The sequence below is a fragment of the Propionigenium maris DSM 9537 genome (genome assembly GCF_027925155.1).
Classification (GTDB): Bacteria; Fusobacteriota; Fusobacteriia; order Fusobacteriales; family Fusobacteriaceae; genus Propionigenium; species Propionigenium maris.
The window spans coordinates 237,944-263,839 of sequence record NZ_BSDY01000004.1; the positions used below are offsets into that span (position 1 = coordinate 237,944).

The following is a 25,896-nucleotide window of genomic DNA, read 5'->3' on the forward strand; positions in this document are numbered from 1 at the left end:
AGCAGCTTTCACACAGAAAGCTGCTTACTGCTCATCTCCCATTAACTTCTTAAAGGTTACCGAGGAGAGATCCTCCAATAAGTTTCTCTGTACCCTTGCCAGCTCCTTGTGGACGGCACAGACATTCCCCCTCTGGACATTGCATTTTTCTTTACTATTTAAGCATCTGTTTATAAAGATCTCGCCCTCTACAGCTTCTATTACATCCAGCATGGTGATCTCCTGTGGATCCTTAGCCAGGGTATACCCCCCGTGGACTCCCCTGAAGGAAGCTACTATTCCCCTATGGGTCAGTTTTCTCAGGATCTTCAGGGTAAACCTCAGGCTTACTCCTTCGGCCTCGCTTATAGCCTTGGCCTCGATCTTCTTTCCAACCCCTAGCCTGCAGAGAAATAGAACGATCCTCATAGCATAATCAGACTCTTGAGTTATCTTCATGTAAAACTCCTTCAAACTATACTCTCTTAGTACACTTTTTACATCAATTTTTAGTTAATGTCAAGTACTTTCCTTCACAAATAATAAAATTTTTAATGGAATTCCTATTCATCAAAGGAAGCAAAAACTATATTTTTCCCTATTAAAACTGGAAGAATTTTAAATTAAACACTGTAAAACCTTAAATATAAAATCATTAAAAAAGAGAGGTTTCCCTCTCCCTTTTAAATTTTATATTATTTTGGATCTACAGTGCTGCCTCAAACTTTTTCATTGTATCTGTGAGCTTTGCATCCACAGCCTCAGCTGAATCTGCCTTTACACCATAGTAATACTTGATCTTTGGCTCGGTACCAGATGGTCTTGCTGTGATGTGAGTTCCGTCCTCTAACACAAACTGGATTACATTTGAGCTTGGAAGGTCCAGCTTAGCTTCAGTTCCCGCAATCATATCCTTCTCAGTCTGCAGTTTAAAGTCTCTCAGGATAGCTACCCTCTGACCAGCTAACTCCACAGGTGTGTTGTCTCTAAGCTTAGTCATGATAGCTGCTATCTCCTCAGCTCCGGACTTTCCGCCCTTGGTAATAGCGCTGATTCCCTCCTTGTAGTAACCATACTTTTCATATAGCTCCTCCAGCTTCTCTGGGATAGATGTTCCCTCAGCAGCATACTTTGCCGCCATCTCAGCTATAAGAAGGGTTGTAACCACTGCATCCTTATCCCTTGCATGGGTTCCGATAAGGTATCCGTAGGACTCTTCAAATCCAAATAGGTAGGTTCCATCCAGCTTCCCCTCCTCAAACTCCTTTATCTTCTCCCCTATGAACTTAAATCCAGTAAGGGTTCTCATCACCTTTACATTCTTGTCTGCAGCTACCACATCCAGCATAGGTGTGGATACCACTGTTGAGATTACCGCTCCGTTTGCAGGGATATCCTTTCTGTTTTCCAGGATGTAGTTCATAAGAAGAAGTCCCACCTGGTTTCCATTTGGATAGATCCACTCTCCCTCCTTAGTCTTTACTGCAATACCAATTCTGTCCGCATCTGGATCGTTTGCCATACAGATATTAGCACCCTTCTTCTCAGCCAGCTTGATCCCAAGCTCAAATACTGCAGGATCCTCTGGGTTTGCATAGGAGCAAGTTGGGAATGTTCCGTCTGGCATCTCCTGCTCAGCAACGGTATATACAGATTCAAAACCAGCTTCAGCCATGACTCTCTGTACCGCTACCCTTCCAGTTCCATGAAGAGGTGAGTAAACAATCTTAAAATCCTTCTTCCCCTCTATCTCAGAGTTCAGCACCTCTCCCTTTATAGTCTCGATATACTTATCATCCAGATCCTTACCGATCATGTGAAGAAGCCCCTTCTCTTTAGCTTCCTCCTCAGAGATCATCTTTATCATCTCAAGGTCTGTTACTCCATTTACGCTCTCTACCACTCCTGTTGCATGGGGATCCACTATCTGAGCACCGTCATTCCAGTAAACCTTATATCCATTGTACTCCACAGGGTTATGGGAAGCTGTTACTACCACTCCTGCTTGGGCTCCCAGCTCTCTTACTGCAAAGGATAGCTCTGGTGTAGATCTCAGCGACTCAAAAAGATATGCCTTTATCCCGTTGGCTGCCAGTACCAGTGCTGTTGTAAGGGCATACTCTGTAGATCCTATTCTGCAGTCATAGGCTATAGCTACTCCCTTTTCCCTAGCTGCTTCAGCATCCACTGAAAGCATGTAGTTCGCCAGCCCCTGAGTTGCCTTTCCTATCATATATTTATTGATTCTGTTGGTCCCTACTCCTCTGATACCTCTCATTCCACCAGTTCCAAATTCCAGGTCCTTATAGAATCTTTCCTCTATCTCCTTAGGGTCGTTAGCTATTCCCCTTAATTCCTCTCTGTCTGCTTCATCAATACACTTAGAGTTTAGCCATGTATTGTATAGATCTTGTATTCTGTCTTCCATCATTTCTCACTTCCCCCTTGTATTTTGCTAGTATAATTTTATGACAACTCCAGGGAAATTGCAAGGCCTACAGACCTATTTGAGAATACTTCCTCTAAATTAAATCTAGCCCTGAACAGCCTTTCTCTCTTTTTTTCCAGCAAATATCTTCTCCGCTGCAAAGATAGATACCCCGTTAGCTATAAACCCTGGTAGAAGCTCATACATGTAGGCACCATATCCCAGCTCCTTCCAAAGAAGCATTACAAGCATTCCAGTAAGCATCCCCAGGAATACACTCTTCCAGTTGATCCCCTTAATATATAGAGTTGCAAGGATAGCAGGTCCAAATACAGCCCCAAATCCTGCCCATGCATAGGATACAAGGGCAAGTACGTGGGCTCCAGGATTCAGTGCCAGTACTACAGCTATTGCTGAGATAGCTACTACACAGATTCTTCCTACCCACATAAGCTCACCATCTGTTGCATCCTTCTTTATATACTTATAGAAGTCCTCTGTAAGAGTTGTAGAGGATACCAGCAGCTGGGAGTCGATAGTTGACATAATAGCTGAAAGGATCGCTGCAAGAAGCACTCCCCCTACCCAAGGGTTGAATAGCTTGGAGATCATGTAGATGAATACTCTTTCAGCATCTCCACCCATCATATCAGTTGTGGCAAATAGGGAAACCCCTGTAAGTCCCACAGCTATAGCTCCCCCAAGGGAGATAAATACCCAGATCATAGCTATTAATCTCGACTTATCCAGTTCCTTTACACTCTTGATACTCATAAACCTTACAAGGATGTGAGGCTGACCAAAGTATCCCAGACCCCATGCCATAGAGGAGATAATAGCCGCAAATCCTATCTTCTCTCCCCCGTTTTCCATGATATTCATGGTCATATCTCTCACCTGCATAGCTGCTTCCATTCCGTCCATTCCTCCACCAGCTCTAAAGGCCATAGTAGGAACAAGAATTATAGCTCCAAACATAAGTGCTCCCTGGAAGAAATCTGTCCAGCACGACGCTAGGTATCCCCCCATAAATGTGTAGAAGACTATTGTTAAGGCTCCCACAACTACAGCTACCTGATAGTCGATTCCAAGCATAGTTTCAAAGAGTTTTCCTGCAGCTACAAGACCGGAAGCCGAGTAGATAGTGAAAAATACTAGGGTTACTATAGCTGAAAAGTTTCTTATAAGCCCTGTGTTATCTCCCAGCTTCTTCTCTAGGAATGTAGAGATAGTTAAGGTGTCCGTCTCCTCCGTCTGTCTTCTCAGACTCTTAGCCACAAACTTCCAGTTGAGGTAGGTTCCTATTAGGAGTCCTATGGCTATCCATATCTGGTTTATCCCGTAGAGGTAGATTGCTCCAGGCAGTCCCATTAGCAGCCATCCGCTCATATCGCTGGCCTGTGCTGAAAGTGCTGTTACCCACGATCCCATTCCTCTACCACCTATTAGGTAGTCCTCTACTCCGCTGGTTCTCTTATAAAAAAATACTCCTATTCCCATTAAAAATACTAGATATATTCCAAAAGTTATTAGTGTTTCAATTCCCATCTTCATTCTCCTTCTTATTCTGAATTTTCATACTCCCGGCATCTCCTGCCCAGCCACAATCTCCAACAATCCTCTGTAACCCCGAGGGGAATCTCCTTTATCTTTACAACCCTATAGATGAAACTGTACATACTTCCCTCCTAAACTTTTTTATCTATGAAATAGTTTTGCTCCCAATAAACGATAAAATAAAAAGCCCCTTAGATGCTCTTGCACCTAAGGGGCTAACTCAGCTGAATAAAAGAACTTTCTTCCTTTACCTCACACTCTTTAACCATAGATGCAAATCCAGTTTGACATTCAACTCAAAATGGATTTGCACCTATGATCAACAATCACAAACACAAATCCTTCTATGGCATAATGGGGCTGTTATTAAGTGTAAAGGTATTGATTAACTTCATTTTCTTCCTCCGAAATATTTATTATATTAATAGAATATCATACCTTCAGTCCATCTGTCAAAGAAAAATTAATTTTTGTGCTCTGTAGAAGGACTTTTATATGGTTTTTCTCACACTTTACAGGGACTATAACACCTTTCTCTTAAAAGAAAGGTGCCCAAAGTTCAAGACTTTCGGTAATTGTCTTTTTAAGCTGAGCAAATTTACCGTTTCTTTTATGGATGCTAGATAGAACCTAATAAGTCCAACGAAACGACGTTCGATATTCTGTGAAGCTCGACGACTACCTGTAGTCGACCAAAACCTCTAAAAAATACTCTTTAATAGTACCTTTGACTAATTATACGCTCCTTCTTTTTATCGATATGACTTCGACTTATTTACCTGCTAGTCCATAAAACAGACTAAGTTCCCCAGGACATTCCAATATATTTTAATCATAAATTTATACCAATTGCTAAGCTTTAATGGAAAGTTATCTATACGAACTCTAAAGCGGGGTTCATAGTCGTCGAGCATCACAACAAAAAACTACTTCGTTCCGTTACACTCCTTCAGGCTCTGTAGAGAGCCCGGCAAAGGAACGAACAATCTGCAGTTACCCAAGATGACAATTATGAACCCCTAGACTTTCTTTGGTTCGTTTCTTGTGTCATGACAAGAAATGAACTCACTCTCTACAGAGAGTGAAATAGCTCCTTTCCAAAATAAAAAAGCTGCCCCTAAGGGCAGCTATGTCTATCTATTAAAATACCTCATACTTTGCTACAGTATTTCTTATTCTGTTAAGAGTTCTGTCTCTTCCGATGATTGAAACTACGTTGTAAAGCTCAGCTCCTCTTGCCTGACCAGTTACCACTACTCTTAGAGGCATAAGAACCTTTCCAGGTCCCTCTCCGATCTCCTCCATAGTGTCGTTAAGCATAGCCTTTGCTTCCTCTACAGTAAGCTCCTCCCCTGCAGCTTCAAGCTTAGACATAAATAGCTTAATAGAAGCCTTTCCAGTCTCATCGTTGATTGCACTGTACATTCTGTCGATGGACTTTCTCTCCTTCTTGTTCATATCCTCAGTTGCCACTGGAAGTTCAAACTCATCCACGTAGTAAAGGTGAGCTTCCTTAGCGATCTGCTTTAGAGTATTTGCTCCCTCTCTCAGGATCTCAACAACAGTTGTCAGAGCCTTCTCCTCCTTCTCAGTCAGAGTTTCTCCGATATATCCCTCTCCTCTGAAGAATGGCTTAGCAAGCTCTACAAGCTCCCCAAGGTCCTTCATTCTCATGTGCTGGTTGTTAACCCATCCAAGCTTTACAAGGTCGAATACAGGTCCTCCAAGAGATACGTTGTCGATGTTGAAGTTGTCGATGAACTCCTGTAGGGAGAAGATCTCCTTGTTCTCTCCAAATGAGTATCCCATCAGCCCAAGGAAGTTTACAAGACCTTCCTTCAGGTATCCCTCATCTCTGTACCAGTTTAGTGATACTGGGTTCTTTCTCTTTGAGATCTTTGTCTTATCCTGGTTTCTAAGAAGTGGCATGTGGATAAACTCAGGCTCATCCCATCCGAATGCTCTGTACAGCTGGATGTGCTTAGGTGTAGATGCAATCCACTCCTCTGCTCTGATTACGTGAGTGATATTCATCAGGTGGTCGTCCACTACGTTAGCCAGGTGGTATGTAGGGAATCCGTCAGCCTTTAGAAGAACCTGGTCGTCGATCTTGTTATTTTCAAATCTAACCTCTCCTCTAAGTCTGTCCTTGATTACAGTTTCACCCTCATATGGCATCTTTAGTCTGATTACATATGCTTCGCCAGCTTCTAACTTAGCCTTGATCTCCTCATCAGTAAGGGATCTGCAGTGACCGTCATATCCTGGAGCCTGCTTCATAGCCTTCTGTCTCTCTCTTAACTTCTCAAGTCTGTCTCTTGTACAGAAGCAATAGTAAGCCTTCCCATCCTCTACAAGCTTTCTTGCATAGTCCCCGTATAGGTGGAATCTCTCAGACTGTCTGTATGGTCCTGTGTCTCCTCCAACATCTGGACCTTCCGAGTAGTCTAGTCCCAGCCACTTTAGAGTTTCAAAGATCATCTCTTCAGATTCAGGTGTAGATCTTGTCTGATCTGTATCCTCTATTCTCAGGATGAAGTCTCCTCCGTTTTTCTTTGCAAATGCAAGGTTAAACAGTGCAATATAAGCTGTTCCCACATGTGGGTCTCCAGTTGGAGATGGAGCTATTCTTGTTTTTACTTTTGCCATCTTTAGTTCTCTCCTTATACTCTTTATATTAAAGTTTTATTTTTATTTAATTTTTTTAATTAACTACATCTTCTTCCATCTGAGATATCCGGTTATAAATGAATCCAGGTCTCCGTCCATTACAGCCTTTACATTACCAGATTCCACAGAGGTTCTGTGGTCCTTTACCATGGTGTAGGGCTGGAATACATAGGATCTTATCTGACTTCCCCATCCTATCTCATTTTGCTCACCCTGAAGCTTCTTCATCTCCTCTTCCTTCCTCTTCATCTCGATCTCCAGAAGTTTTGATTTTAGGAGCTTCATCGCTGTTTCTCTGTTTTTAAGCTGGGATCTCTCCTTCTGACATGTGACCACCACTCCGCTTGGCAGGTGGGTAATCCTCACCGCTGAGTCTGTGGTATTTACGTGCTGTCCTCCGGCTCCGCTGGCTCTGTAAGTATCTATCTTCAGATCCCCTGCATTTATCTCTATATCTGTGGATTCATCCACCTCTGGCATGACATCTATAGATGCAAAGGAGGTGTGTCTCTTCTTGGCTGCATCAAAGGGGGATATCCTTACAAGTCTGTGGACTCCCTTCTCACTCTTGAGGTAACCATAGGCCCTCATCCCCTCTACTGCAAAGGTTACAGACTTAACTCCCACCATATCTCCTGGCATAAAGTCAAGCTCGGTAATCTTATACTTCTTCTCATTACACCATCTGGAGTACATTCTGTAGAGCATCTCTGCCCAGTCGCAGGATTCAGTTCCTCCAGCTCCAGCATGGATGGTAACTATAGCACTGTTGGAGTCATACTCACCGTCTAGAAGAAGCTTTGTATCATAGGCCTCTATGGAGCTTCCCAGAACCTTTATCTTCTCCTCCAGCTCCCCGGCAAACTCCTCCTCGCCGCTCTCAACGAAATCGATGAGTACCTCTACCTCGTCTGAATACTCCTGGAGTCCCTGAAACTCTCCCACTATCTCCTTGAGAGAGTTCATCTCCTTTATCACCTTTTCACTGGATCTCTTGTCGTTCCAAAACCCCTCGGCCATGGTCTTGTCCTCTAGGGATTTTATCTTCTCCCCTTTGCCTTCAAGGTCAAAGAGACCCCCTTATATCATCTAATTTTTCCAAGTAGTCACTATACTCTCTCTTTATGTCTAGTATGTCCACCATCTTCCTCCTTAAATTCAAAAAGAGTCTTTAATCTGTCTAAAAACCCCTCCCTTTCCTCAGCTGCCACACCTTCAAGTTTTTTTATATATTTCAGGTTCTGGGATATAAATATCCACCTTCCCTCTATAAAGATATACTTCTTCCTCTCAAAGAATGGAATCTCCAAAAAATCCACTCCCTCTTCCACGCCTCTCACAAGGCCTATCCTCTTGAGCACCCCTTCATTGTAAAGGTTTACCACCTCATCCACTGTCATAGGATCAAGGGATTTTATTACTATTCCCTCATCCAGGCTGAACACTCCGTTCACCCTGCCCTCAAGGAGTTTTTCAAGCCTTGCCGGATTCAGATCTATCTCAGGAACAGATCTCATCATGGTCTGGGCCATCTCCTGGTAGTCCACTACCACCCTTACATCTCCCAGCCTGCTGTCCCTTCTTACATCCTCATCTATACTGAAGCTTTTAAAGTAAAGCCTCGTACTTCCTCCGTCTTCAGATGCTTCAAGGAAGGAGGAACCGTATATGGTCTTCTTCTCCTCATATACTATCTGCCTGTTGCTGTACTGGCTTCCCTCTTCAAAGTAGCCCTTCAGCTCAGCCTTCAGGGCATCTATATTCTCTATTCCAAAGTAAGCCCCTTCCAGGCTGTTGGAAAGGTATATCCTCTCATCGCTGTAGATAATAGCTATCTCATTGTAGTTGGGTCTGTACTTCACCCTGTAGCTTCTTCCGCCTATCTCAAAGGTGTCATCTATAAAACCGCTGCTCTTCAGGATCAGCCCCTCAAAATCTCCCTCTATCTCCAGAAAGAATTTCTCCTTGGACCTTCCCTCATAGAAGTAGGGACTCTTTATAAGGTTGCCCACATCTATCCCCGCTCCGTCCAGGTATTCATAGACCTCATCGATGGTGTCCTCTGTGAGCCAGGATCTGAGTTTCTTCCCCTGTCTCAGCAGTCTCCTCTCACCCTGCTTCCCATAGGAAATAAAAGAAAGTAACAGGTAGATTATCAGTGTAAAAGTTCCTACTTTCCTCAAAATATCAATCCTCCCAGGGAAATTTATGCAAAGAGTATTATACCATATGCCTCTGTTTTTTTCAATAATGGTAGGGGCTTAAAAACCCTCCTCCTCAAGGATTCTTGGAAGATCCTCCTCCTCTACCCTGTGATACCCTGTGTCATCCACATAGATATTCGGACCTATTGCGCACTTTCCAAAACACCTCTGGGTTCCCAGGGAAAATCTTCCATCCTCAGTGGTCTCATCCACCTCTATTCCCATGAGCTCCTCCATCCTCTTGAGAAGCTTGGCACTTCCCCTTCCGCTGCAGCCCATTCCTACACAGACCTTTACCACCTTGGGTCCGGTCCTCTCCAGGGTCTCCTTAAACTTAGGATAGAAATCTATAGTCCCCTTGATGGTAAATGGAAATAGTCCCGTTTTTTCAGCTATAAACGCCTGAACCTCCTTGGGAATATATCCGATCTCCTCCATTACAAACTCAAGGATCTTCTTGTCATCTTTCTTATCTGTAAGTCCCTCTATATACTCTTCCAGTCTCTTATAAAACTTCTGATCAATCATAGGTTCCTCCTTACTGTTAGCCTCCTACCTCTCCAGAAGAAGTGCCACTGCAGTGGCGTAATCTCTGGAGTGAGATATGGACAGCTCTACTCTGTAGTTTACATATTTTTCAGCCAGAGGTCCTTTCAGGGTCACCTCAGGCTTCCCCAGCTCATTGCTGAGTATCTCTATATCTGTAAGCTTAAACCCCCTTACCCCGGTACCAAAGGCTTTGGCTACCGCTTCCTTGGCTGCAAAACGTCCTGCATAGCTGGGATAGGGATTACTCTTCTCCGCTACAGCCTCTATCTCCCCAGGTGTAAAGACCCTGTCCCTGAACCTGGAGTTTCTCTCTATTGCCCGCTGTATCCTATCTATCTCTACAATATCATTTCCTATTCCTCTGAACATAGTCCATTCCTTTTATTCTATAATTTTTTACTCGGTACCTCTGGAGTCTAAAATCCTACTTGAACCTCTTAACAAAGACGTCTATATTCACATCTATGGTTACATCCAGCTCCTCTAAGGCAGCAAGCCTCTCCACTCCCTCCTTGGGAGTTCTCCACTTATACGGGGTCATATCAAAGAGACTCATAATGTCCTTACTCCCCTCTACAAGGGTTCTGTACTTTACATTTTTCGTCTCCTTTAGCTGAAACTCCTCTGCTAGGTCCACTTCAGGTCTGTAGTACTCCATCCTCACCTCATCGTAGAGGACCTTTTTCATATCCAGGAGGTGGTCCTCCCCTGTGGATACCACTACTAGTATACCATCATCCTTCAGTACCCTGCTGTACTCCTCCTCTGCCAGCCTGGAGAACATACATACCACAGCATCCAGGCTTCCAGCTGACATAGGCAGGTCAGCTGCACTTCCCACAGCCCAGAAGATATCCTTATAGGATCTGCTGGCAAAAAGTACCGCCTCCTTTGAGATATCTATCCCGTAGATGTTACTCTTCTTCCCCATATCCTCAAGGTGGTTTTTCAGGTGCTTTGTATAGTATCCCTCTCCGCACCCTATATCCAGGATCTCTGGTTTCTCAGATCCCAGGTGTCTTCCTGTAACCTCATTTACCTCTTCTGAGATCTTTTTGTAGTAATCCTTCTCCAGGAAATCCCTCCTGCTCTGGATCATCTCCTTATCATCCCCTGAGTTCTTCTTGTTGGAGATGTGCAGGTTCACATACCCCTGCTTTGCCATATCAAAGGAGTGGTTTTTAGGGCACCTGTAGGTTCTCCCCTCTCTCTCTAAACTTCCCTTACAGATGGGACATATTAAGATACTCATCTACTTCACCATCCCATAAGCTTTTTTAGTATTTTCATTGGTGATCCTCACAACTTCCTCATAGGAGATTCCCTTTACCTCTGCTATCCTCTGGGCTATATACTCCACATACACAGGCTCATTTCTCTTTCCCCTATATGGTTCCGGTGTAAGGTATGGACAGTCCGTCTCTATAACTATCCTGTCCATTGGCAGCTTCTCCACAGTTTCCTTGAGCTTCTTAGAGTTTTTAAAGGTAAGGACTCCCCCCACTCCAAAGTAGTAGTTGTCCATTATCTCAGCTGCACTCTCATAGGATCCTGGGTAGCAGTGAACTATCCCCCTTACATCTGGGTACTCCTTCAGTATATCCAGGGTGTCCCTTGTGGCCTCCCTTGTATGGATAACAACGGGCTTCCCTACCCTTCTGGCCATCTCCATCTGTTTTCTGAAGATCTCCTGCTGCTTCTCCTTGGGGTCGGTCATCCAGTGGTAGTCCAGACCTACCTCTCCCACAGCCAGCACCTTGGGATGCTTGGCCAGGGCTTCCAGCTCTGCCTCCACCTCATCGCTGTAGATACCTATATCTGTCGGGTGTACCCCCACCACTGCATAGATGTAGTCGTGGCTCTCAGCCAGCTCCACACTTCTCTTGGAGCTTTCCAGGTCGTATCCTATATTTACTGCAAACTCTAACCTCTCCTCTATTCTCGCCAGTACCTCATCTCTATCACTATCAAATCTTTCATTGTCCAGATGACAATGGGAATCTATTAATTTCATCTCTTCACTTCACCACCATATTAATTATTAACTAAGTAAAATTATACTACACTCCCCCGCCTTTATAAAGTAAAGTTTAAAAACTCTTTTATCCTACCTGCTCCTCCTCTCCTCCCTGCAGAGCTTAAGGTAGACTCCTCTCACATAGGCCACCGCCACTATGGCAGCACTCCAGTTCACTGCAAATATCCCCCACCAGATGCCGTAGATACTTCCCACCATTGCAATAAGGGCTGGAAAGAGGATCACAGGCATGGCAAACTGCCTGTATATACCTATGACTATGGGGAACTTTGGTCTCTTGAGTCCCTGGAGAACCGATACAGATATATTCAGGAGCACATAGGAGTTGAACACCAGGGTCTCCACCCTGAAGTAGGATATTCCATAGTGGATGACCTCCATATCCCTGGTGAAGATGTAGAAGAGGTACCTGGAGAGGGGGAGGATTACAAACATGGCTGTGGTCATTATAATTAGGCCGTACTTCATGGTCTTCCTGTAGGTCTCCTCCACACGGTCCAGCCTTCCCGCACCGTAGTTTTGCCCTGTTATGCTGAGGGCCGCTATATTCAGTCCTATGGCAGGAAGGAGAGCCAGCTGCTCTATCCTCATGGCCACTCCGAAGGCAGCTACCGCCTTGGAGCCTCCCACTCTGACAACATAATAGTTTATTATAAAGACCCCCATAGCTATGGTCATCATATTAAAACTTGCAGGGATCCCCTGGGAGAGGATCTCCATGTAATTTCCTATATGGGGTATAGTGAGCCCAAATCCCTTCCCGGCTATGATCTTGGATCTCCTCACCCTCCTCAGGAGGTAGAGATTTCCTATAAACTGAACCACTACCGTAGCCAGGGCCACCCCCTCGGTGGTCATTCCCAGCACCAGTATACTTAAGGGATCCAGAACTATATTCAGCAGAAAACCAACTATAAGAAAGTTTCTGTAGCTCACTGTATCCCCCTGGGCTGAGAGGATGCCGTTCATCACCATATTTAAAACAAAGAAGACGGTCCCCAGAAAGATAACATTGGTATAGCGTAACCCGTAGACGAGAGTTAACCCCTCTCCCCCCATGGCCCTCATTAGGTATTCATCTGCTGTTACTCCTATCCCTGTTATTACAAGGGATACTATTATCCCCAGGGACAGGGCGTCCCTGGCCACCTCCCTGGCCTTTTCAATCCTTCCCTCCCCTATATAGTTGGAGATTATAGCCGTTACCCCAGTCCCCACCCCTGAACCCAGGGCTATGAGGATAAAGAATACCGGAAAGGATATGGCCAGCCCTGCAAGGGCTTCCGATCCTATATAACCTGTAAATATATTGTCCACCACATTAAAAAGGGTATTGAAAAGAAAGCCCACACTGGACGGAAAAGCTACCTTTCTCACCAGATTCCCTATATCTCCAACAGTTAAATCCATAATCTCCCCCTGCCTTTCTCAGATCTCTTCCTCTAATATTTATTCCAAAAGATCTATTTTCCTATAAAATAAAAGAGGCACCTCCTTAGGTGCCCCTAATATATTAATCTTTAAAGAAGTGTTCTCCGTGATAATAGACCCTTGCCCTTTCAGGAGCTTCATCCTCCTGTACATTGTGGAAAAATTCCAGGTTCTCTCTAGGGTTTCTCTCTTCAGTTCCAGACTGGGTACTGGTACATCCCAACAACAAGGACAATCCCATGAATAATATCAGCATTCTGAATAATTTCATAGTATCACCCCCTTTGCTATTTCCTACTCCACCTATATTAAGGATAGATTAATTTTGTCTATGTCACCCCAAAAAACGAAACAAAGAAAATATGCCCCACCTTCCAATGTTTCACGGGACACCTATTTAATATACGACCTTTTTTAGCTACAGTCTTCGCTTCCCTCTGAAACTCATACTGCATAACGGTCTAGCATCACTTTTCCAGCTAAAAGCCCCATCAACTGGATAGGTAGGGATATTTTTATCCTGTAATCTAAATAGGCATTTCAAAAGCTACCTGCACAACTTGTAGTTTTCCTTTTACATAATAAAAAAGCTGGGTAGATACCCAGCTATAAAAAACCTATCTATTCAGATCCAGGTAGTCCTCTAACTCATTTACCCTTCTTCTGTTTATCTTTCTCTTATGGAAGTAGTAAAGGATGAAGTTAATCATTTCCAGCCTCTTCTCCACATCCAGGTCCATAAAGACATTTCCAAGAATCTCCCTTCTCTCCACAAACTTAAGTCCCTTGTCCTCCTTGTAAAGTCTTATATACCTCTCAAAACTAAATGGTAGTTCTGGATTATATCTTCTCATAAGGCAGTAGGTAGACTCCTCGTTGAAGTCAATAGTATCCTCTGCAAAAAGGTTTTGTATCTTCTCTCCGATCTCTATCCAGTTATAATTTGACATATGACCCCTCCCTTTTATCCTCATACTATTTCTACTAATTATAGTATACTTTCCTTTTTTTACCAAAAAAAGAGGAGCCCCAGGCTCCTCAAAACTATATCTTAAAGAATTCATTCTCTTTAAAACTATACTTTTTCTTACAGAAGTGGCACTCCACCTCTAACTCTTCCTTCTCTGTAAAAATTTCCTTTAACTGCTCCTTACCAAGGGTAATAAGCCCCTTGAAGAACTTCTCCCTCTCACAGTTACACTGGTAATCCACATGAGTTTCCTCTAGGATCTCAAACTCCTCCACAAGCTTTTCGTGGTTCTCATCTGTCATATCCTCATATAGTAGCTTAATTATTCTCTCCAGGTCCATTCCACCCTCGAAAAGCTCAGTTACATTTCTTACAGCCTTTACCTTCTCCTCTAGTGCGTCTATAAAGCTGTCCTGGGCTCCTGGAAGAAGCTGGATCATGTATCCCCCTGCTGCCTTTACAGTCATATCCTGGTTTAAAGATACTCCCAGTGCTACAACAGACGGAGTCTGCTCAGATGTGTAGTAGTAGTAAGCCAGATCATGAGCCAGGTCACCATTCTTTATATCGGACATTCCAACATATGGCTCCTTAAGTCCCATATCCTTAATAACTCTAAGGATTCCCTTTCCAGTTATTGCGCTTACTCCGTTGGACTGAAGGTCTGCTGCTGGGTTGGACATATAACCCTTTATTCCACTCTTAGCGTCTGTCGTCACTACCATGTGATTTAACGGACCATCTGTATCTGTTCTCAGTGTAAGAAGGTCATCTCCCTTTAGATCTGTTCCCATCATAAGTCCCGCTGTCATCAGCTTTCCAAAGGCCTCTATAGCTTTTGGTGTAGCTTTATGTAAGTCCAGTGCCTTCTGTACTATATCCTTAGAATCCACTGCAATAAATCTTGCATTTTTACTAGTTCCTCTTATTATTCTAGCCATTTATATCTCCCTTCAAGACTATTTTTTTACAAACTTAATTCTATCATAAGATACACTTTTTTTCAATCTCTAGAAGAGTAGGTAGGGATACTGAATTTTTCTACAAAACTTCCTACTCTCCACTCTTTTCAATTAAAAGTATCTCTTTCAGCTTTTAATACCTTTCTTTTAATCATAGATTCACCAAGGGGACTAAGCCTTCATCTGCAGATATTTTAAACGGGGTTCATAGTCGTCGAACTTCACCCAATAATTTACTCCGTTCCGTCATACTCCTTCAGGCTCTATAGAGAGCCCAGCAAAGGAACGAAAAATATGTATTCACCCCAAAAGACAATTATGAACCTCTAGACTTTCTTTGGTTCGTTTCTTGTGTCATGACAAGAAATGAACTTCCTCCTTGAGAGAGTAAATTATAATTTAAAATAGCTGCCGGGAGTCCCGGCAACCTCTCTATATCCTTCCAAGGATCTCCTCTTCCAGCTCCTCTATGTGCTCTTCTCCCTTGAGCCTGGCTATCTCAGCCTCCACCCTTCTCAGTTCCTCCAGAAGTTCCTCTCTTCTCTTTAAAAGCTCCTCCATACTCTACCACCTTCCAATAAATATTGGACATTATAACATTTTTGTATTTTCCCAGCCACAGCTTTAACCTTAAAAGAAACTCTGCCAGTTAAGGCAGAGCTTCACAAAACTACTACTTATATCTTCTAAAGGTATCCTCCATCTCATCTGTGTATGGAACAGCCTCTACCTCCAGCTCATTCAGGTCAGCCCTTGCAATAAGGATCTTCATCTTATCCCCCATATTGTAGGTATAACCTGTATCCACATTCTTCATTACATACTCTCTCTCATCAAACTCATGGTACCCCTCAGCCTGGACTATATCCCAGAAGCACTCCACATGCTCCTTGGTCTCAAAGAATACCCTCTTGTTGCTGAATCCTATGATGGTGGCATCGAAGACATCTCCCACCTTATCCATCATATACTCCACCACCTTGATCTTTACACTTTCATCCTCCAGCTTCATGGCATCCCTTTCAGTCTTGGAGATTATAGTACCAATGGTATCCATCTCGTGATTCCATCTTGCTATTTTCTTCTTGCTCGGGTATCCGTCCAGAGTAGATGCCAGTACCCTGTGGATCATCAGGTCTGCATATCTTCTGATAGGTGATGTAAAGTGTGTATAGTAGCTGGATGCCAGTCCGAAGTGACCGGTATTCTCCTTGGTATACCTGGCCTGCTTCAGGGACATAAGGATCATCTTGTGCACTATCATGGCCATATCCTTGTCCTTGGAATCCTCTATTATACTCTGGAACTTCTTAGGGTGAAGGTCCTCAAAGGAGTGGATCCTGTACTTAAACTTAGCCAGGGTCTCGTTGAGGCTCTTTATCCTCTCTGGGTCGGGCTTATCGTGGGTTCTGTAGAGGGACGGTATCTCCATCCAGAAGATCTTCTCAGCCACAGTTTCATTGGCTGCGATCATAAAGTCCTCTATTATCCTCTCAGCTTCTCCCCTCTCTCTGTTCTTCAGTCTCTCTACCTTACCATTTTCATCTAGCTCCACCTTGATCTCAGGCAGGTCGAAGTCTATACTTCCCCTGTTGTACTTTACCCCTCTGATTATCTTAGAGAGCTCATGCATGGTAAAGAGCATATCTTTTATATCAGCATACTTAGCTGTAAGCTCCTCATCTCCCTTGAGTATCTCATTTACATCGTCGTAGGTCATCCTGTGGGCTGTCTTTATTACAGACCTGTGGATATCGTGATCCAGTACCCTTCCCTCTCCGTCTATCTCCATCTCGCAGGTAAATACCAGCTTATTTGTGTGGGGGTTCAGGGAGCATACTCCGTTGGATATCTCCCTTGGGAACATTGGCAGTACCCTGTCCACAAGATACACTGAGTTACCCCTCTTGAGGGCTTCCTTGTCCAGCATAGATCCCTCTGGGATGTAGTGGCTTACATCGGCAATACTTACTATAAGCTTGTAGTTTCCGTTGGCAAGCTTCTCCACATATACTGCGTCATCCAGGTCCTTGGCATCTGCGCCGTCTATTGTAATTATAGGAAGGTGTCTGAGATCCCTTCTCTTGGCGATCTCCTCCCTGCTTATCTCCTCCTCTACCTGCTTTACCTCTCTCATCACCTCTGGGGCAAACTTCTCTGATAGGCCGTTTCTCTTAATTAGAGCCTCTATCATATTGTTGGTGTCGTATGGGTCCCCTAGGATCTCAAGGATCTGCCCCTCGGGCTTCTTCCCCTCTCCTCCCCAGTTTGTGATCTCCACAAGAACCAGCTCACCATTTCTCGTTCCTTTCATCTGCTTTCCTGGAATAAATATATCCCTTCCGAAGGAGTGGGTAGGTTTTACAAAACCGAAGTTCTGGCTACGCTCGAAGATACCTACAATACGGTTTTTCTCCCTCTTGATTACTCTATCTACCTCTCCCTCCTTCTTCTTTCCTCCGTCTAACCCCTTTGTTACCCTTACAAGTACTGTATCTCCGTCTAGGGCTGAGTTAAATGAAGATCTCGGGATGAAGATTCCCTCATCCTCTGTATCCACAAAGGCAAACCTGTCCTTTATAACGGTAAATATTCCCTTTACAAATCCAAGGTTTTCAGGGATGTTGTACTTCCCCCTCTTGTTTCTCAGAAGGTCTCCCTCCTCTATCATCTTGTCCAGCTTATCTCTGTTTTCCTTCTTCTTCTTGGGAGACCATCCCATCAGCTGACTTATCTCGCTCAGGGTCATAGCTTTCTTCCCCTTGAGAGCCTCCCTTATCATACTATATTCTTTGTTCAAGTTCATTTATGCCTTCTCCTTTTCTGTTGTGAAGCAGCCAGTTTCTCATATCCACAGTATTTGGATGGATTATAGCTTCCTTCTTTATGAGGAACTCCATCTTTCTGTCCACTTCGTGTATTATAGCCTCATCTATATTTTCATAGGCCAGCCTTCTTATAGTTTGAACCTCTTCATGGGTTCTGCTGGGCTCTATGGCATCTGCCACATATATTATCTTTTCGACTATAGACATCCCCCTTCTTCCAATGGTGTGGTACCTTATGGAGTTGAGGATATCCTCATCTGTTATGCCAAACTCCTCCCTGGCATACACACTTCCTGCAAATCCGTGAAGGAGCTCTCCCAGGTGACCATAGGTCTTTATCGTCTCATCACAGTCGCAGAGCTCGTGCATCCTTGTGAGAGTAAACTGCTTGGAGCAGTCGTGGAGGAGGGCTCCCTTTCTTACCTTGTTTATATCTGCCCCGTAGTGGTGGGCCAGCTCTATAGCTACCTTCTCCACCCCCAGGGTATGGTTATATCTCTTCAGTGTGAGGAGTTCCCTCATCTTATCCTTTATTCTACTTATCTTATCCATGAATCCACATCCTTTCCGCTCATACTTCTACATACTATAATACGGACAGTTTTTCATATTCTTTTTTTAACTTTATTCATTTCTTTTGGCCAGCAAAAGAAACGAAGCAAAGAAAACTGGCCCTTATTTATAATCTTTCACGGGCTAGGTTACTCTTAATACGGCCTTTATAAGCTACAGTCCTCACTTCTTATGACCAAGCTTTTCAGCAGTGGCGTTGCGGAACTTAATTTGCATAACGGCCTAGCAGATATATATTGTACAAAGTCCTATCAATATAAACAAGGGACTTTATTTAAAGGCTCTGCAAGGTCCTTTTGGCCGGCTGCAGGCAGTCGTCTAGCGTCACAAAACTCCTTGCTTCATTACGTCTTGCTCCTTCAGGCTCTGTAGAGAGCCCCACAAAGTAATGAAAACCTTGTTTCTGCTCCTAAAGACAATTGCCGGAAGCCTTGACCTTCTTGGTTCGTTCTTGTGTCAAGACAAGAATGAACGAATAGATTTTGAATTTAACTAAAGTAGATTCCCTCCTTAGGGGAAAGAACTATACATTCATAATCTATACTTAGTAGAGTTTCGAGCAAAAAACAAGGTGACCTCAGAGGCCACCTTAATTCCTTATATTTCTAGATTTCTCTCGTAGAACTCTGAAAGCTTATAGAAGTTAAGCTGCTCCACTTCCTTGTCGTTTACAAGGAACTTCACCCTTCTATACCTTCCATCTTCAGTTAGGGTATTTACTATTGAGTAGATTACAAAGATCTCCTGGGAGATGGTCTTCATATTCTCTCTGAAGTGGTAGTTCATATTGAGGTAGATATCCCTTCCGTCGATATATACGTTCATGAGCTGAACTTCATCATTTAGGAATGGAACCTCCACCACCTTCCCCTCTTCATCTGTGTAAGTTATCTTGTAGGCAAGGTTCTCCTTGAGGGCGTCAAAGATCATCTTTACCCTCTCTTCCGGTGTATCCCCCACAACTATCTCCACCTGCTTGCTCTCCAGGCTCTCACCGCTCTCAGTAGGCACATAGATAGTAAGGGCTTCCCTCACTATCTCCCTGACCTGCTCCTGCTCCTGGTAGATTACCTTGGGAGGATTCTCCTTCAATACCAGGTTGTAGTAGAAGGCCCCGGATACTGCAGTAAGTACACCCAGTATCCCCAGAATCCCTATCCTTATGGGAGAGGGTTTATCGCCTGTTTTTTTTGCTTCCCTCTTCCCCTCTATCTTCTCATCTTCCTTTACTTCTGTGTTTCTCTTGTCTTCCAAAACAACCTCCTCCATCAATAGAAGTGATTTCTTATACTCTTTCCAATCTCCTGCGCCATTATCTTCTGATACTTGGACTGCTTCAGCTTCCATACATCGCTGGAGTTACTTATAAATCCTGTCTCCACAAGGATTCCCGGTCCGTCAAATCCACGAAGTACAGCAAAGTTTGCCCCGTGGGTTCCCCTGTTTCTCATATTCAGCCTCTTGGAGTAGGATCTTGCCAGATCGTCTGCTATCTTAGCCGACTGCACCTTGTTGGCGTTGTACTCCGTCTCACCCTTTACCTGGGCGATATTGCTGGTATCCTCTCCATACTCCTCACCAAAGGAGTTTTCAAAGGCAGCTACCTTAGCTGCATATGGAGATGATTTCTTGGAGTAGTAGAATACCTCAAATCCCGATGCGCTGGCTGCTGCTGCTGAATTGGCATGGATACTTACAAAGAGGTCTCCCCTGTTCCTGTTTCCTATCCTTGCCCTCTCATTTAGAGGAATAAACTTATCGCTGCTTCTGGTCATGACTATGTTGAAGTCATTCTTCAGCTCCTCTCTGAGGTACTTGGCCACAGCAAATACAACATCCTTCTCCCTGTATTTCTTAAATCCAATAGCTCCAGGGTCCTGTCCTCCGTGTCCTGCATCTATGATTATGGTGTATTCCTTCTTGTTTATCCTCTTGGAGAAGTCTATTACAAACCTCACAGGGTTGCTCCTGTAGGATAGCTTGTAATCCACATTTTTCTGCAGGTGGATAAACACCCCTACCGATGTGGGATACCTCACCACATCCACCTTTCTCACATAACTTCCGTTTACATTCCTGCTGACAAATTGCTCCGCTGCCTTTGTATTCTTAAACTCTATAAATATAAGACGGTTTACCTCGTCGTAGTTCAGTTCATACTTGGGCTTTGTGCTTCCCCCCATATCAATAACCATCTGGGGAGGGGTTCCGTTAAAACGTATATTACTTGCCTGAATCCTTTCTGCTCCAAAGGAAAGGCTCGTGCTCAATATTATAAATATCAAAAGAAGGTAGTATCTCATTATCCAAAACCTTTCTGAGACTGTTCAGTCTATATCAAAATTTAAATTATACGATCAATTAAAGAAAAAACGACAATTTAAAATTGTCGTCTTATTTATTATAAACAGATGCTATTGAACTCTTCTTTACAGTAAGTTTCACACCTTTATCTACTCTTATAATTACAAACTCATCTGTTACCGATGCTACATCTCCCTTGATTCCCCCTGCAGTAATAACTGGAGTTCCTTCTTGAAGGCTGCTCATCATCTCCTGGTGCTGCTTCTGCTTCTTCTTATTTGGTCTTATAAGCAAGAAGTAAAATACTGCTCCCCAGATAGCTAAGGTAAAGATCATTCCTGTGTAATTGGCCTTTGCGGCACCTTCAGCGGCATAAACAACGAAATTATTTAACATTTTTTACCCCCTTTTCTTAATACCTTTGAGTATAACATATAGAGTGTTTTTTTTCAACTGTGGTCTTATGCAAAAAGACCCTTTAGCTTGTCAAAAAATGTCTTCTTCATCTTGTAGTTTTTTTCCTTAAGGCTTGCTTCAAAGGCTTCTAATAGCTCCTTCTGTTTATCGTTAAGGTTTACTGGTACCTCTACCACTACCTTCACCAGCTGGTCACCGTTTCTGTAACCTCTGGTACTTGGCATTCCCTTCTCTCTCAGCTTAAATACCTTTCCAGTCTGAGTTCCAGCTGGAACCTTCATCTTAAGCTCTCCCTCAAGGGTAGGTATCTTGATCTCTCCCCCTAGAGTAGCTATTGTATAGGAGATAGGCACCTCACAGATGATATCATCATCCATTCTCTCGAAGATAGAGTGCTGCTTAACCTTTACAAAGATATACAGGTCTCCGTTAGGTCCTCCGCTTGTACTTGCCTCTCCAAGACCTGAAAGTCTCAGTCTCTGACCGTCATCGATTCCTGCAGGTATCTTAACCTTCTTCTCCACAGTCTCGCTCTGGATTCCGCTTCCACCACAAGTGTGGCAGCTCTTCTCAGGCATCTGACCAGATCCCTTACAGTGAGGACACTCCACTACATTTTCAAAGTTTCCAAGCATAGTTCTCTGAACCTGCTTGATCCTTCCCTGACCATTACAGTGGCTACAAGTCTTCATGTTTGTTCCAGGCTCAGCTCCCGTTCCGTTACACGTTCCGCACTGACCCTTTCTCTTATACTTAACAGTTTTCTCTATTCCCTTGGCTGCTTCCTCCAGTGAAATCTCCACAGTATATCTCAGGTCTGCTCCAGGCTGAACCCTTCTTCTGGCTGAGCCTCCGCCGAAGCCTCCTCCTCCGCCACCGAAGAATGAACTGAATATATCCCCAAGGTCCTCAAAGTCTCCGAAACCTCCGCCGAAGCCACCGAAGCCTCCAGCTCCACCTGCTCCGCCCTGTTCAAAGGCTGCGTGACCGAATCTGTCGTACTGTGCTTTTTTATTTGAATCAGAAAGAACTTGGTAGGCATCGTTTATCTCCTTAAACTTTACCTCTGCCTCGTGCTTCTCCTTTTCATCTGCTCCACTAAATTTATCTGGGTGATACTTCATGGCTGCCTTTCTGTATGCTTTCTTTATCTCCGCATCAGATGCATCCTTGGATACCCCCAGTACGTCATAATAATCTCTCTTAGACATCTAGTATTCCCTCCGTATTTTTTTACAAGAAATATTATACCATATCCTATACTTTTTTTATAGACTTACTTGTATTCGGAGTACTCTAGAAAATTCCTCACCCTCTGTCAGTCTTTCTATTCCGTATTTCTCCTCTATCTTCCCGTTGCTCTTAGCAAAATCCGCTATTCCGCACCATGGCTCGATACAAACATAGTCCGCCCCTGGAACATTCCAAAATGCTATAAAGGGGAAACCTGTATAGTCCACTGTTACACTTCTCTTATTTTTTTTATTTTTCAGGCTAACCCTCTTAGAGGCCAGCCCCTCAAACATAATTGCATCCTCTATAAAGGTGTCCTTCTTGAGATTTATCCTTCTTCCCTCCAGGTAATCCACCCTCTTATCCCCTATATACATCCCCTCCAGGGTATAGGTCTTAGCTTCCTCCTCCTTTTCAAACTCCAGGTAGTAGTCTGAAAACTCCACATCTTCATCTGTAGGTGTGGCAAAGGCAGGGTGTCCCCCAAGGGAAAAGTAGATCTCTCCCGAGGTTTTGTTTACCACCCTGTATTCCATGATGAGTTCGCTTCCCTCAAGGGTATAGGTAATGTAGAACTCAAACTCAAAGGGATAGTTCTCCAGGGTCTTCTTGTCTGAGGAGAGCTTGAATACTACCTTCTCCCTCGAGCTCTCAGCCACCTGAAACTCCATGTCCCTGGCAAAGCCGTGCTTGCTCCCCCTATACTCCACTCCACGGTAGGTGTAGGTATCGTTTTTTACTCCCCCTACAAAGGGGAAGAGTACCGGCGAGGTCTTTCCCCAATACTCTGGGTCCCCGCTCCACATAAACTCCTCATTATCTTTAAGGAGTCTCAGGTTTTTAAGCTCCGCTCCCTTGGATTCTATCACTGCTTCCAGTATCCCGTTGTCTATCCTATACAGCATCTACTTCTCCTTCTTCTCTAGTTTTAGCAGGTATTCCTTTCTCCACACACCTGCTCCGAATCCCGTAAGTTTACCCGACTTACCTATTACTCTGTGTCAGGGTACCACTATGGATACGGGATTTTTTCCGTTGGCTCCCCCCACTGCCCTCACAGCCTTGGGATTTCCTATGGCATCTGCCTCCTCTGAATAGGAGATAGTCTCCCCATAGGGGATATCATACATCGCCCTCCAGCAGGACCTCTGAAACTCCGTTCCTCCCCTGAGGTCTATCTTCACTGTAAACTCAGTTCTATCCCCCCTGAAGTACTCCTCTAATTCCTTTTTGCATTTGAGTACCTCGGGACTCTCTATCTCCTCTCCCCGGATCTCGTCCAGAAAGTAGATTCCGCTTATTCCATCTGTCTCCTCGGTTATCTCTATATAGCCGAGATATTCATGTTTCAGGTATACCCTTCCCCTCATCTATACTCCCATCTTCTTACTCATATATACGTCTGTTATATCATATCCCATCTTCCTATAGAGGGCTATTGCCCCCTCATTGTACCCAAAGGAGTGAAGGTTTACCTTCTTGGCATCCAGGTTCTCTGCCATCTCCTCTAAGAGCTCCACCATATTGATCTCATAGTCCTTCCCCTTATACTCATCGTAGATGAGGTAGTTGTTCACATAGATGGTATCGTTGAAGAGATTAAACCACACAAAGCCCACCTTGTCTATATCCTTGCAGATATCCAGGAGATAGTGGTGCTTGGTTTCTACCCCGTCCTTTAATATATTGTCCAGGGTTTCCTTGGCAAGGTCTATGGCGTCCCCCTCCTGCCAGTGTCCTACCTTTATCTTATCCTGGGCGTAGTCCCTTATCATCCTTCCCTTTATAACGTCGAATTCCTCCTGAGTCATCTTCACAAGTCTCATAAGTTGTCCCCCTCTAAGTATAGTTTTATAAGTATTTTTACTTTTTTAAACTATAATTTCTTTTTTCTGATGATTGTTCTTTCTTTGCTTGTCCAAAGAAAGAACCCAAGAAAGGACACCTCTTTCAAAGTGTTTCCCTGGTAAATATAATATTCTACGACCTTTACAAGCTACAGTCCTCGCTTACGGGTAACAAATTTTAAGCTGTATCACTGCGGAACTTATTCTGTTGTACGGTCTAGCTAACTATTTCAGTTAAAGCCACATTAACTTGAAAGAGGATACACAAAACCCTCCCTCTTTAGTAAAGCCAATTTATTGCCAAGCAGTTAATAAACTTAGTTTAATTAAATTAAGCCAAACATTTCTTTAACCTCTTTTTGTTTTGCTTCATTCCACTCCATTTTATCACTATCAAACACTTCATTGAATTGTACAAGAGATATTTTTACTTCTTTTAAAGCTTTTTTCATAATTTCTTCTTTTTCTTCAATATCATTAAAAAATTCATTTTTTAACATTAATAACCCGCTTAATATCCCTGACAGCCTTTCTATATTAGAAGTTTTTATATAGCATTTTATTATTCTTTCAAAGCAATCTAATGTTGTTTTAAGCAAATGCTTTTTATCTGAGTCTTCCAGAAAAGCCACAGAATTAAGAATCATTAAGAAGTAAGCTTCTCCCATTTCATCAAGTAATCTTTTTTCTTGATCTTTTAATTCTTCTTGGGATTCTTTAATCTTTTTCTCTTGAGCTTCTATCTTTAAAAAAATACTTCTCGCTTTAAAACTTTGATATATTGGCATAATTGCAATTATACCTATTACTCCAAAAGCTGCCGCTACAAGACCTAGTATCCAATTTATCTTTCTATCCGTTTCATTTTGAAGCTTATCCCAAGCTGAAGTATAAAATTGATCAACATTATAGTTTTGGCTGGCACTAGCTAAAAGTTTATCATTTAATTTTTCTTCTAGTTTTTCATATTTTCCTAGTACTCTTTCATATGTTGCTACTTTTTCTTCTAAAAACCTAGAATACTGTTGCTCTTCATTATATTTCTTCCTATAATCAACTTCCTCTGCTTTATCTTGCGAAAAAGTCAGAGAAAACATTAGTAGAAAACAAGCTATGATTTTAAACCTTTTCAATACTCCCCCCTTTTAAACCATTATTTTAAACTCTTCATCTCTACCTCGGTTTCTCCTTAGTTAGGGAAAAACCATAGAAAAGATAAGGGTTCTTGTCGACCGCAGGTAGACGTTTTAACTTCACAGGATATCCCTGCTCCTTTCCGTTTTACTTATTAGGTTCAATCTTGAGCCCATAAAAGGAAAGAAAAATATGACCTCTCCCGAAAAGTCAATTACCGCAGGTCTTGAACTTTGGGTACCTTTCTTTCAAGAGAAAGGTACTATGAAGTATAGTAACCTGCATTGTGGCCTGGGAACTCCTTGTAACCCTTATATCTGCAGTTTCCTATTATCACCAGGCTGTAGCCTTTGCCGAACTCATCGAAGGAGAAGTGAAAGAGCTTATCAAATACATCCCTTATCATATCTGTAGTCTTTTGACAGCCAAGCTTTGTTGCCCCCCAGCAGTAAAGCCAGCATACGCTGCTAAAATATGCCCTTCCATTCTCTTCCCTCCAGTACTTGTCGTAGCTCTCATTAAAGGAGTCTATCTCAAGGGATCTCAGTAGTCCCTTTGCTTCCTCTGCACTTACCTTTAGTTCTAAGTTCATATGCTATCCCCTTTTAAACCATTATTTTTAAACTCCTTGCCCCTGCCTTGGTTTCTCCTTAGTTAGGGAGAAACCATCTAAAGTATGAGGGTTGTTGCCGACCGCAGGTAGACGTTTTGACTTCACAGGATATCCCTGCTCCTTTCCGTTATACTTATTAGGTTCAATCTTGAGCCCATA

The 25,896-nt window shown here is 43.3% G+C and carries 26 protein-coding genes; all 26 read right to left on the reverse strand.

The features are described from left to right. Positions 1–24: 24 nt before the first annotated feature. The 26 genes from QMG11_RS05850 to QMG11_RS05975 all read right to left on the reverse strand — a co-directional run bounded on the left by QMG11_RS05850 (position 25) and on the right by QMG11_RS05975 (position 25,716). Positions 25–438: an RrF2 family transcriptional regulator gene (locus QMG11_RS05850; protein WP_281834257.1), complete on the reverse strand. Its 414-nt coding sequence runs from the start codon at positions 436–438 to the stop codon at positions 25–27. Positions 439–685: 247 nt separating this feature from the next. Further along, positions 686–2,407: a phospho-sugar mutase gene (locus QMG11_RS05855; protein ID WP_281834348.1), complete on the reverse strand. Its 1,722-nt coding sequence runs from the start codon at positions 2,405–2,407 to the stop codon at positions 686–688. 105 nt (positions 2,408–2,512) lie between these two features. Beyond that, on the reverse strand, positions 2,513–3,955 hold the full coding sequence (putP, locus tag QMG11_RS05860; RefSeq protein ID WP_281834259.1) for a sodium/proline symporter PutP: 1,443 nt from the start codon (positions 3,953–3,955) through the stop codon (positions 2,513–2,515). Between the two features lie 1,149 nt (positions 3,956–5,104). Next, positions 5,105–6,613: a glutamate--tRNA ligase gene (gene gltX / locus QMG11_RS05865; protein ID WP_281834263.1), complete on the reverse strand. Its 1,509-nt coding sequence runs from the start codon at positions 6,611–6,613 to the stop codon at positions 5,105–5,107. Between the two features lie 63 nt (positions 6,614–6,676). Continuing rightward, a protein-coding gene (gene prfB / locus QMG11_RS05870; protein ID WP_373877218.1) for a peptide chain release factor 2 occupies positions 6,677–7,775 on the reverse strand; the annotation gives its coding sequence in 2 pieces (ribosomal slippage) (positions 6,677–7,702 and positions 7,704–7,775; 1,098 coding nt in all). Continuing rightward, a complete protein-coding gene (locus QMG11_RS05875; RefSeq protein ID WP_281834265.1) occupies positions 7,744–8,817 on the reverse strand; it encodes a hypothetical protein in 1,074 nt (357 codons plus the stop codon). Before QMG11_RS05875 ends, prfB begins: the two co-directional genes overlap by 32 nt. A gap of 78 nt (positions 8,818–8,895) precedes the next feature. Then, a complete protein-coding gene (locus QMG11_RS05880) occupies positions 8,896–9,366 on the reverse strand; it encodes an NADH-quinone oxidoreductase subunit NuoE family protein (protein ID WP_281834267.1) in 471 nt (156 codons plus the stop codon). 24 nt (positions 9,367–9,390) lie between these two features. Further along, positions 9,391–9,756 (reverse strand): holo-ACP synthase, encoded by a 366-nt coding sequence (gene acpS, locus QMG11_RS05885; protein WP_281834268.1) that lies wholly within the window; start codon positions 9,754–9,756, stop codon positions 9,391–9,393. Positions 9,757–9,811: 55 nt separating this feature from the next. After that, positions 9,812–10,639 carry a putative RNA methyltransferase gene (locus tag QMG11_RS05890; protein ID WP_281834270.1) on the reverse strand — a complete coding sequence of 276 codons (828 nt, stop codon included), beginning with the start codon at positions 10,637–10,639 and terminating at the stop codon, positions 9,812–9,814. Next, on the reverse strand, positions 10,640–11,401 hold the full coding sequence (locus QMG11_RS05895; RefSeq protein ID WP_281834272.1) for a TatD family hydrolase: 762 nt from the start codon (positions 11,399–11,401) through the stop codon (positions 10,640–10,642). Between the two features lie 93 nt (positions 11,402–11,494). Next, positions 11,495–12,835, reverse strand: coding sequence for an MATE family efflux transporter (locus QMG11_RS05900; RefSeq protein WP_281834273.1), 1,341 nt, complete (start codon positions 12,833–12,835; stop codon positions 11,495–11,497). A gap of 103 nt (positions 12,836–12,938) precedes the next feature. Further along, positions 12,939–13,127: a hypothetical protein gene (locus QMG11_RS05905; protein WP_281834275.1), complete on the reverse strand. Its 189-nt coding sequence runs from the start codon at positions 13,125–13,127 to the stop codon at positions 12,939–12,941. A gap of 346 nt (positions 13,128–13,473) precedes the next feature. Then, positions 13,474–13,806 (reverse strand): hypothetical protein, encoded by a 333-nt coding sequence (locus QMG11_RS05910; protein WP_281834276.1) that lies wholly within the window; start codon positions 13,804–13,806, stop codon positions 13,474–13,476. 94 nt (positions 13,807–13,900) lie between these two features. Then, complete coding sequence (gene hslO, locus QMG11_RS05915; protein WP_281834277.1) at positions 13,901–14,767, reverse strand: Hsp33 family molecular chaperone HslO; 867 nt, start codon at positions 14,765–14,767, stop codon at positions 13,901–13,903. 453 nt (positions 14,768–15,220) lie between these two features. Continuing rightward, the gene (locus QMG11_RS05920; protein ID WP_281834278.1) at positions 15,221–15,349 is read right to left on the reverse strand and encodes a hypothetical protein; all 129 of its coding nucleotides are present in this window, start codon (positions 15,347–15,349) and stop codon (positions 15,221–15,223) included. A 112-nt stretch (positions 15,350–15,461) separates the two neighbouring features. Further along, entirely contained in the window at positions 15,462–17,594 is a 2,133-nt protein-coding gene (gene rnr, locus QMG11_RS05925; protein ID WP_281834299.1) for a ribonuclease R, read from the reverse strand. Further along, positions 17,572–18,168 carry a bis(5'-nucleosyl)-tetraphosphatase (symmetrical) YqeK gene (gene yqeK, locus QMG11_RS05930; protein ID WP_281834302.1) on the reverse strand — a complete coding sequence of 199 codons (597 nt, stop codon included), beginning with the start codon at positions 18,166–18,168 and terminating at the stop codon, positions 17,572–17,574. Before yqeK ends, rnr begins: the two co-directional genes overlap by 23 nt. A gap of 618 nt (positions 18,169–18,786) precedes the next feature. Next, a complete protein-coding gene (locus QMG11_RS05935) occupies positions 18,787–19,443 on the reverse strand; it encodes a GerMN domain-containing protein (protein WP_281834303.1) in 657 nt (218 codons plus the stop codon). A gap of 14 nt (positions 19,444–19,457) precedes the next feature. Continuing rightward, the gene (locus QMG11_RS05940; RefSeq protein ID WP_281834305.1) at positions 19,458–20,492 is read right to left on the reverse strand and encodes an N-acetylmuramoyl-L-alanine amidase family protein; all 1,035 of its coding nucleotides are present in this window, start codon (positions 20,490–20,492) and stop codon (positions 19,458–19,460) included. A gap of 91 nt (positions 20,493–20,583) precedes the next feature. Further along, positions 20,584–20,889, reverse strand: a complete 306-nt coding sequence (yajC, locus tag QMG11_RS05945; RefSeq protein ID WP_281834307.1) for a preprotein translocase subunit YajC — start codon at positions 20,887–20,889, stop codon at positions 20,584–20,586. 65 nt (positions 20,890–20,954) lie between these two features. Then, positions 20,955–22,121 (reverse strand): molecular chaperone DnaJ, encoded by a 1,167-nt coding sequence (dnaJ, locus tag QMG11_RS05950; protein WP_281834308.1) that lies wholly within the window; start codon positions 22,119–22,121, stop codon positions 20,955–20,957. Between the two features lie 57 nt (positions 22,122–22,178). Further along, the gene (locus tag QMG11_RS05955; RefSeq protein WP_281834309.1) at positions 22,179–23,048 is read right to left on the reverse strand and encodes an aldose 1-epimerase family protein; all 870 of its coding nucleotides are present in this window, start codon (positions 23,046–23,048) and stop codon (positions 22,179–22,181) included. Then, entirely contained in the window at positions 23,049–23,513 is a 465-nt protein-coding gene (locus QMG11_RS05960) for a methylated-DNA--[protein]-cysteine S-methyltransferase (protein WP_281834310.1), read from the reverse strand. Then, entirely contained in the window at positions 23,514–23,969 is a 456-nt protein-coding gene (locus tag QMG11_RS05965; RefSeq protein WP_281834312.1) for a GNAT family N-acetyltransferase, read from the reverse strand. Positions 23,970–24,316: 347 nt separating this feature from the next. Continuing rightward, positions 24,317–25,123, reverse strand: coding sequence for a hypothetical protein (locus tag QMG11_RS05970; protein ID WP_281834313.1), 807 nt, complete (start codon positions 25,121–25,123; stop codon positions 24,317–24,319). A 263-nt stretch (positions 25,124–25,386) separates the two neighbouring features. Next, positions 25,387–25,716: a hypothetical protein gene (locus QMG11_RS05975; protein WP_281834315.1), complete on the reverse strand. Its 330-nt coding sequence runs from the start codon at positions 25,714–25,716 to the stop codon at positions 25,387–25,389. Positions 25,717–25,896 lie beyond the last annotated feature (180 nt).

Coding starts and splice junctions, on each gene's coding strand:
- QMG11_RS05850 (WP_281834257.1), bottom strand. CDS start 438: ATGAAGATAACTCAAGAGTCTGATTATGCTATGAGGATCGTTCTATTT.
- QMG11_RS05855 (WP_281834348.1), bottom strand. CDS start 2,407: ATGGAAGACAGAATACAAGATCTATACAATACATGGCTAAACTCTAAG.
- putP (WP_281834259.1), bottom strand. CDS start 3,955: ATGGGAATTGAAACACTAATAACTTTTGGAATATATCTAGTATTTTTA.
- gltX (WP_281834263.1), bottom strand. CDS start 6,613: ATGGCAAAAGTAAAAACAAGAATAGCTCCATCTCCAACTGGAGACCCA.
- QMG11_RS05880 (WP_281834267.1), bottom strand. CDS start 9,366: ATGATTGATCAGAAGTTTTATAAGAGACTGGAAGAGTATATAGAGGGA.
- acpS (WP_281834268.1), bottom strand. CDS start 9,756: ATGTTCAGAGGAATAGGAAATGATATTGTAGAGATAGATAGGATACAG.
- QMG11_RS05890 (WP_281834270.1), bottom strand. CDS start 10,639: ATGAGTATCTTAATATGTCCCATCTGTAAGGGAAGTTTAGAGAGAGAG.
- QMG11_RS05895 (WP_281834272.1), bottom strand. CDS start 11,401: ATGAAATTAATAGATTCCCATTGTCATCTGGACAATGAAAGATTTGAT.
- QMG11_RS05900 (WP_281834273.1), bottom strand. CDS start 12,835: ATGGATTTAACTGTTGGAGATATAGGGAATCTGGTGAGAAAGGTAGCT.
- QMG11_RS05905 (WP_281834275.1), bottom strand. CDS start 13,127: ATGAAATTATTCAGAATGCTGATATTATTCATGGGATTGTCCTTGTTG.
- QMG11_RS05910 (WP_281834276.1), bottom strand. CDS start 13,806: ATGTCAAATTATAACTGGATAGAGATCGGAGAGAAGATACAAAACCTT.
- hslO (WP_281834277.1), bottom strand. CDS start 14,767: ATGGCTAGAATAATAAGAGGAACTAGTAAAAATGCAAGATTTATTGCA.
- QMG11_RS05920 (WP_281834278.1), bottom strand. CDS start 15,349: ATGGAGGAGCTTTTAAAGAGAAGAGAGGAACTTCTGGAGGAACTGAGA.
- rnr (WP_281834299.1), bottom strand. CDS start 17,594: ATGAACTTGAACAAAGAATATAGTATGATAAGGGAGGCTCTCAAGGGG.
- yqeK (WP_281834302.1), bottom strand. CDS start 18,168: ATGGATAAGATAAGTAGAATAAAGGATAAGATGAGGGAACTCCTCACA.
- QMG11_RS05940 (WP_281834305.1), bottom strand. CDS start 20,492: ATGAGATACTACCTTCTTTTGATATTTATAATATTGAGCACGAGCCTT.
- yajC (WP_281834307.1), bottom strand. CDS start 20,889: ATGTTAAATAATTTCGTTGTTTATGCCGCTGAAGGTGCCGCAAAGGCC.
- dnaJ (WP_281834308.1), bottom strand. CDS start 22,121: ATGTCTAAGAGAGATTATTATGACGTACTGGGGGTATCCAAGGATGCA.
- QMG11_RS05955 (WP_281834309.1), bottom strand. CDS start 23,048: ATGCTGTATAGGATAGACAACGGGATACTGGAAGCAGTGATAGAATCC.
- QMG11_RS05965 (WP_281834312.1), bottom strand. CDS start 23,969: ATGAGACTTGTGAAGATGACTCAGGAGGAATTCGACGTTATAAAGGGA.
- QMG11_RS05975 (WP_281834315.1), bottom strand. CDS start 25,716: ATGAACTTAGAACTAAAGGTAAGTGCAGAGGAAGCAAAGGGACTACTG.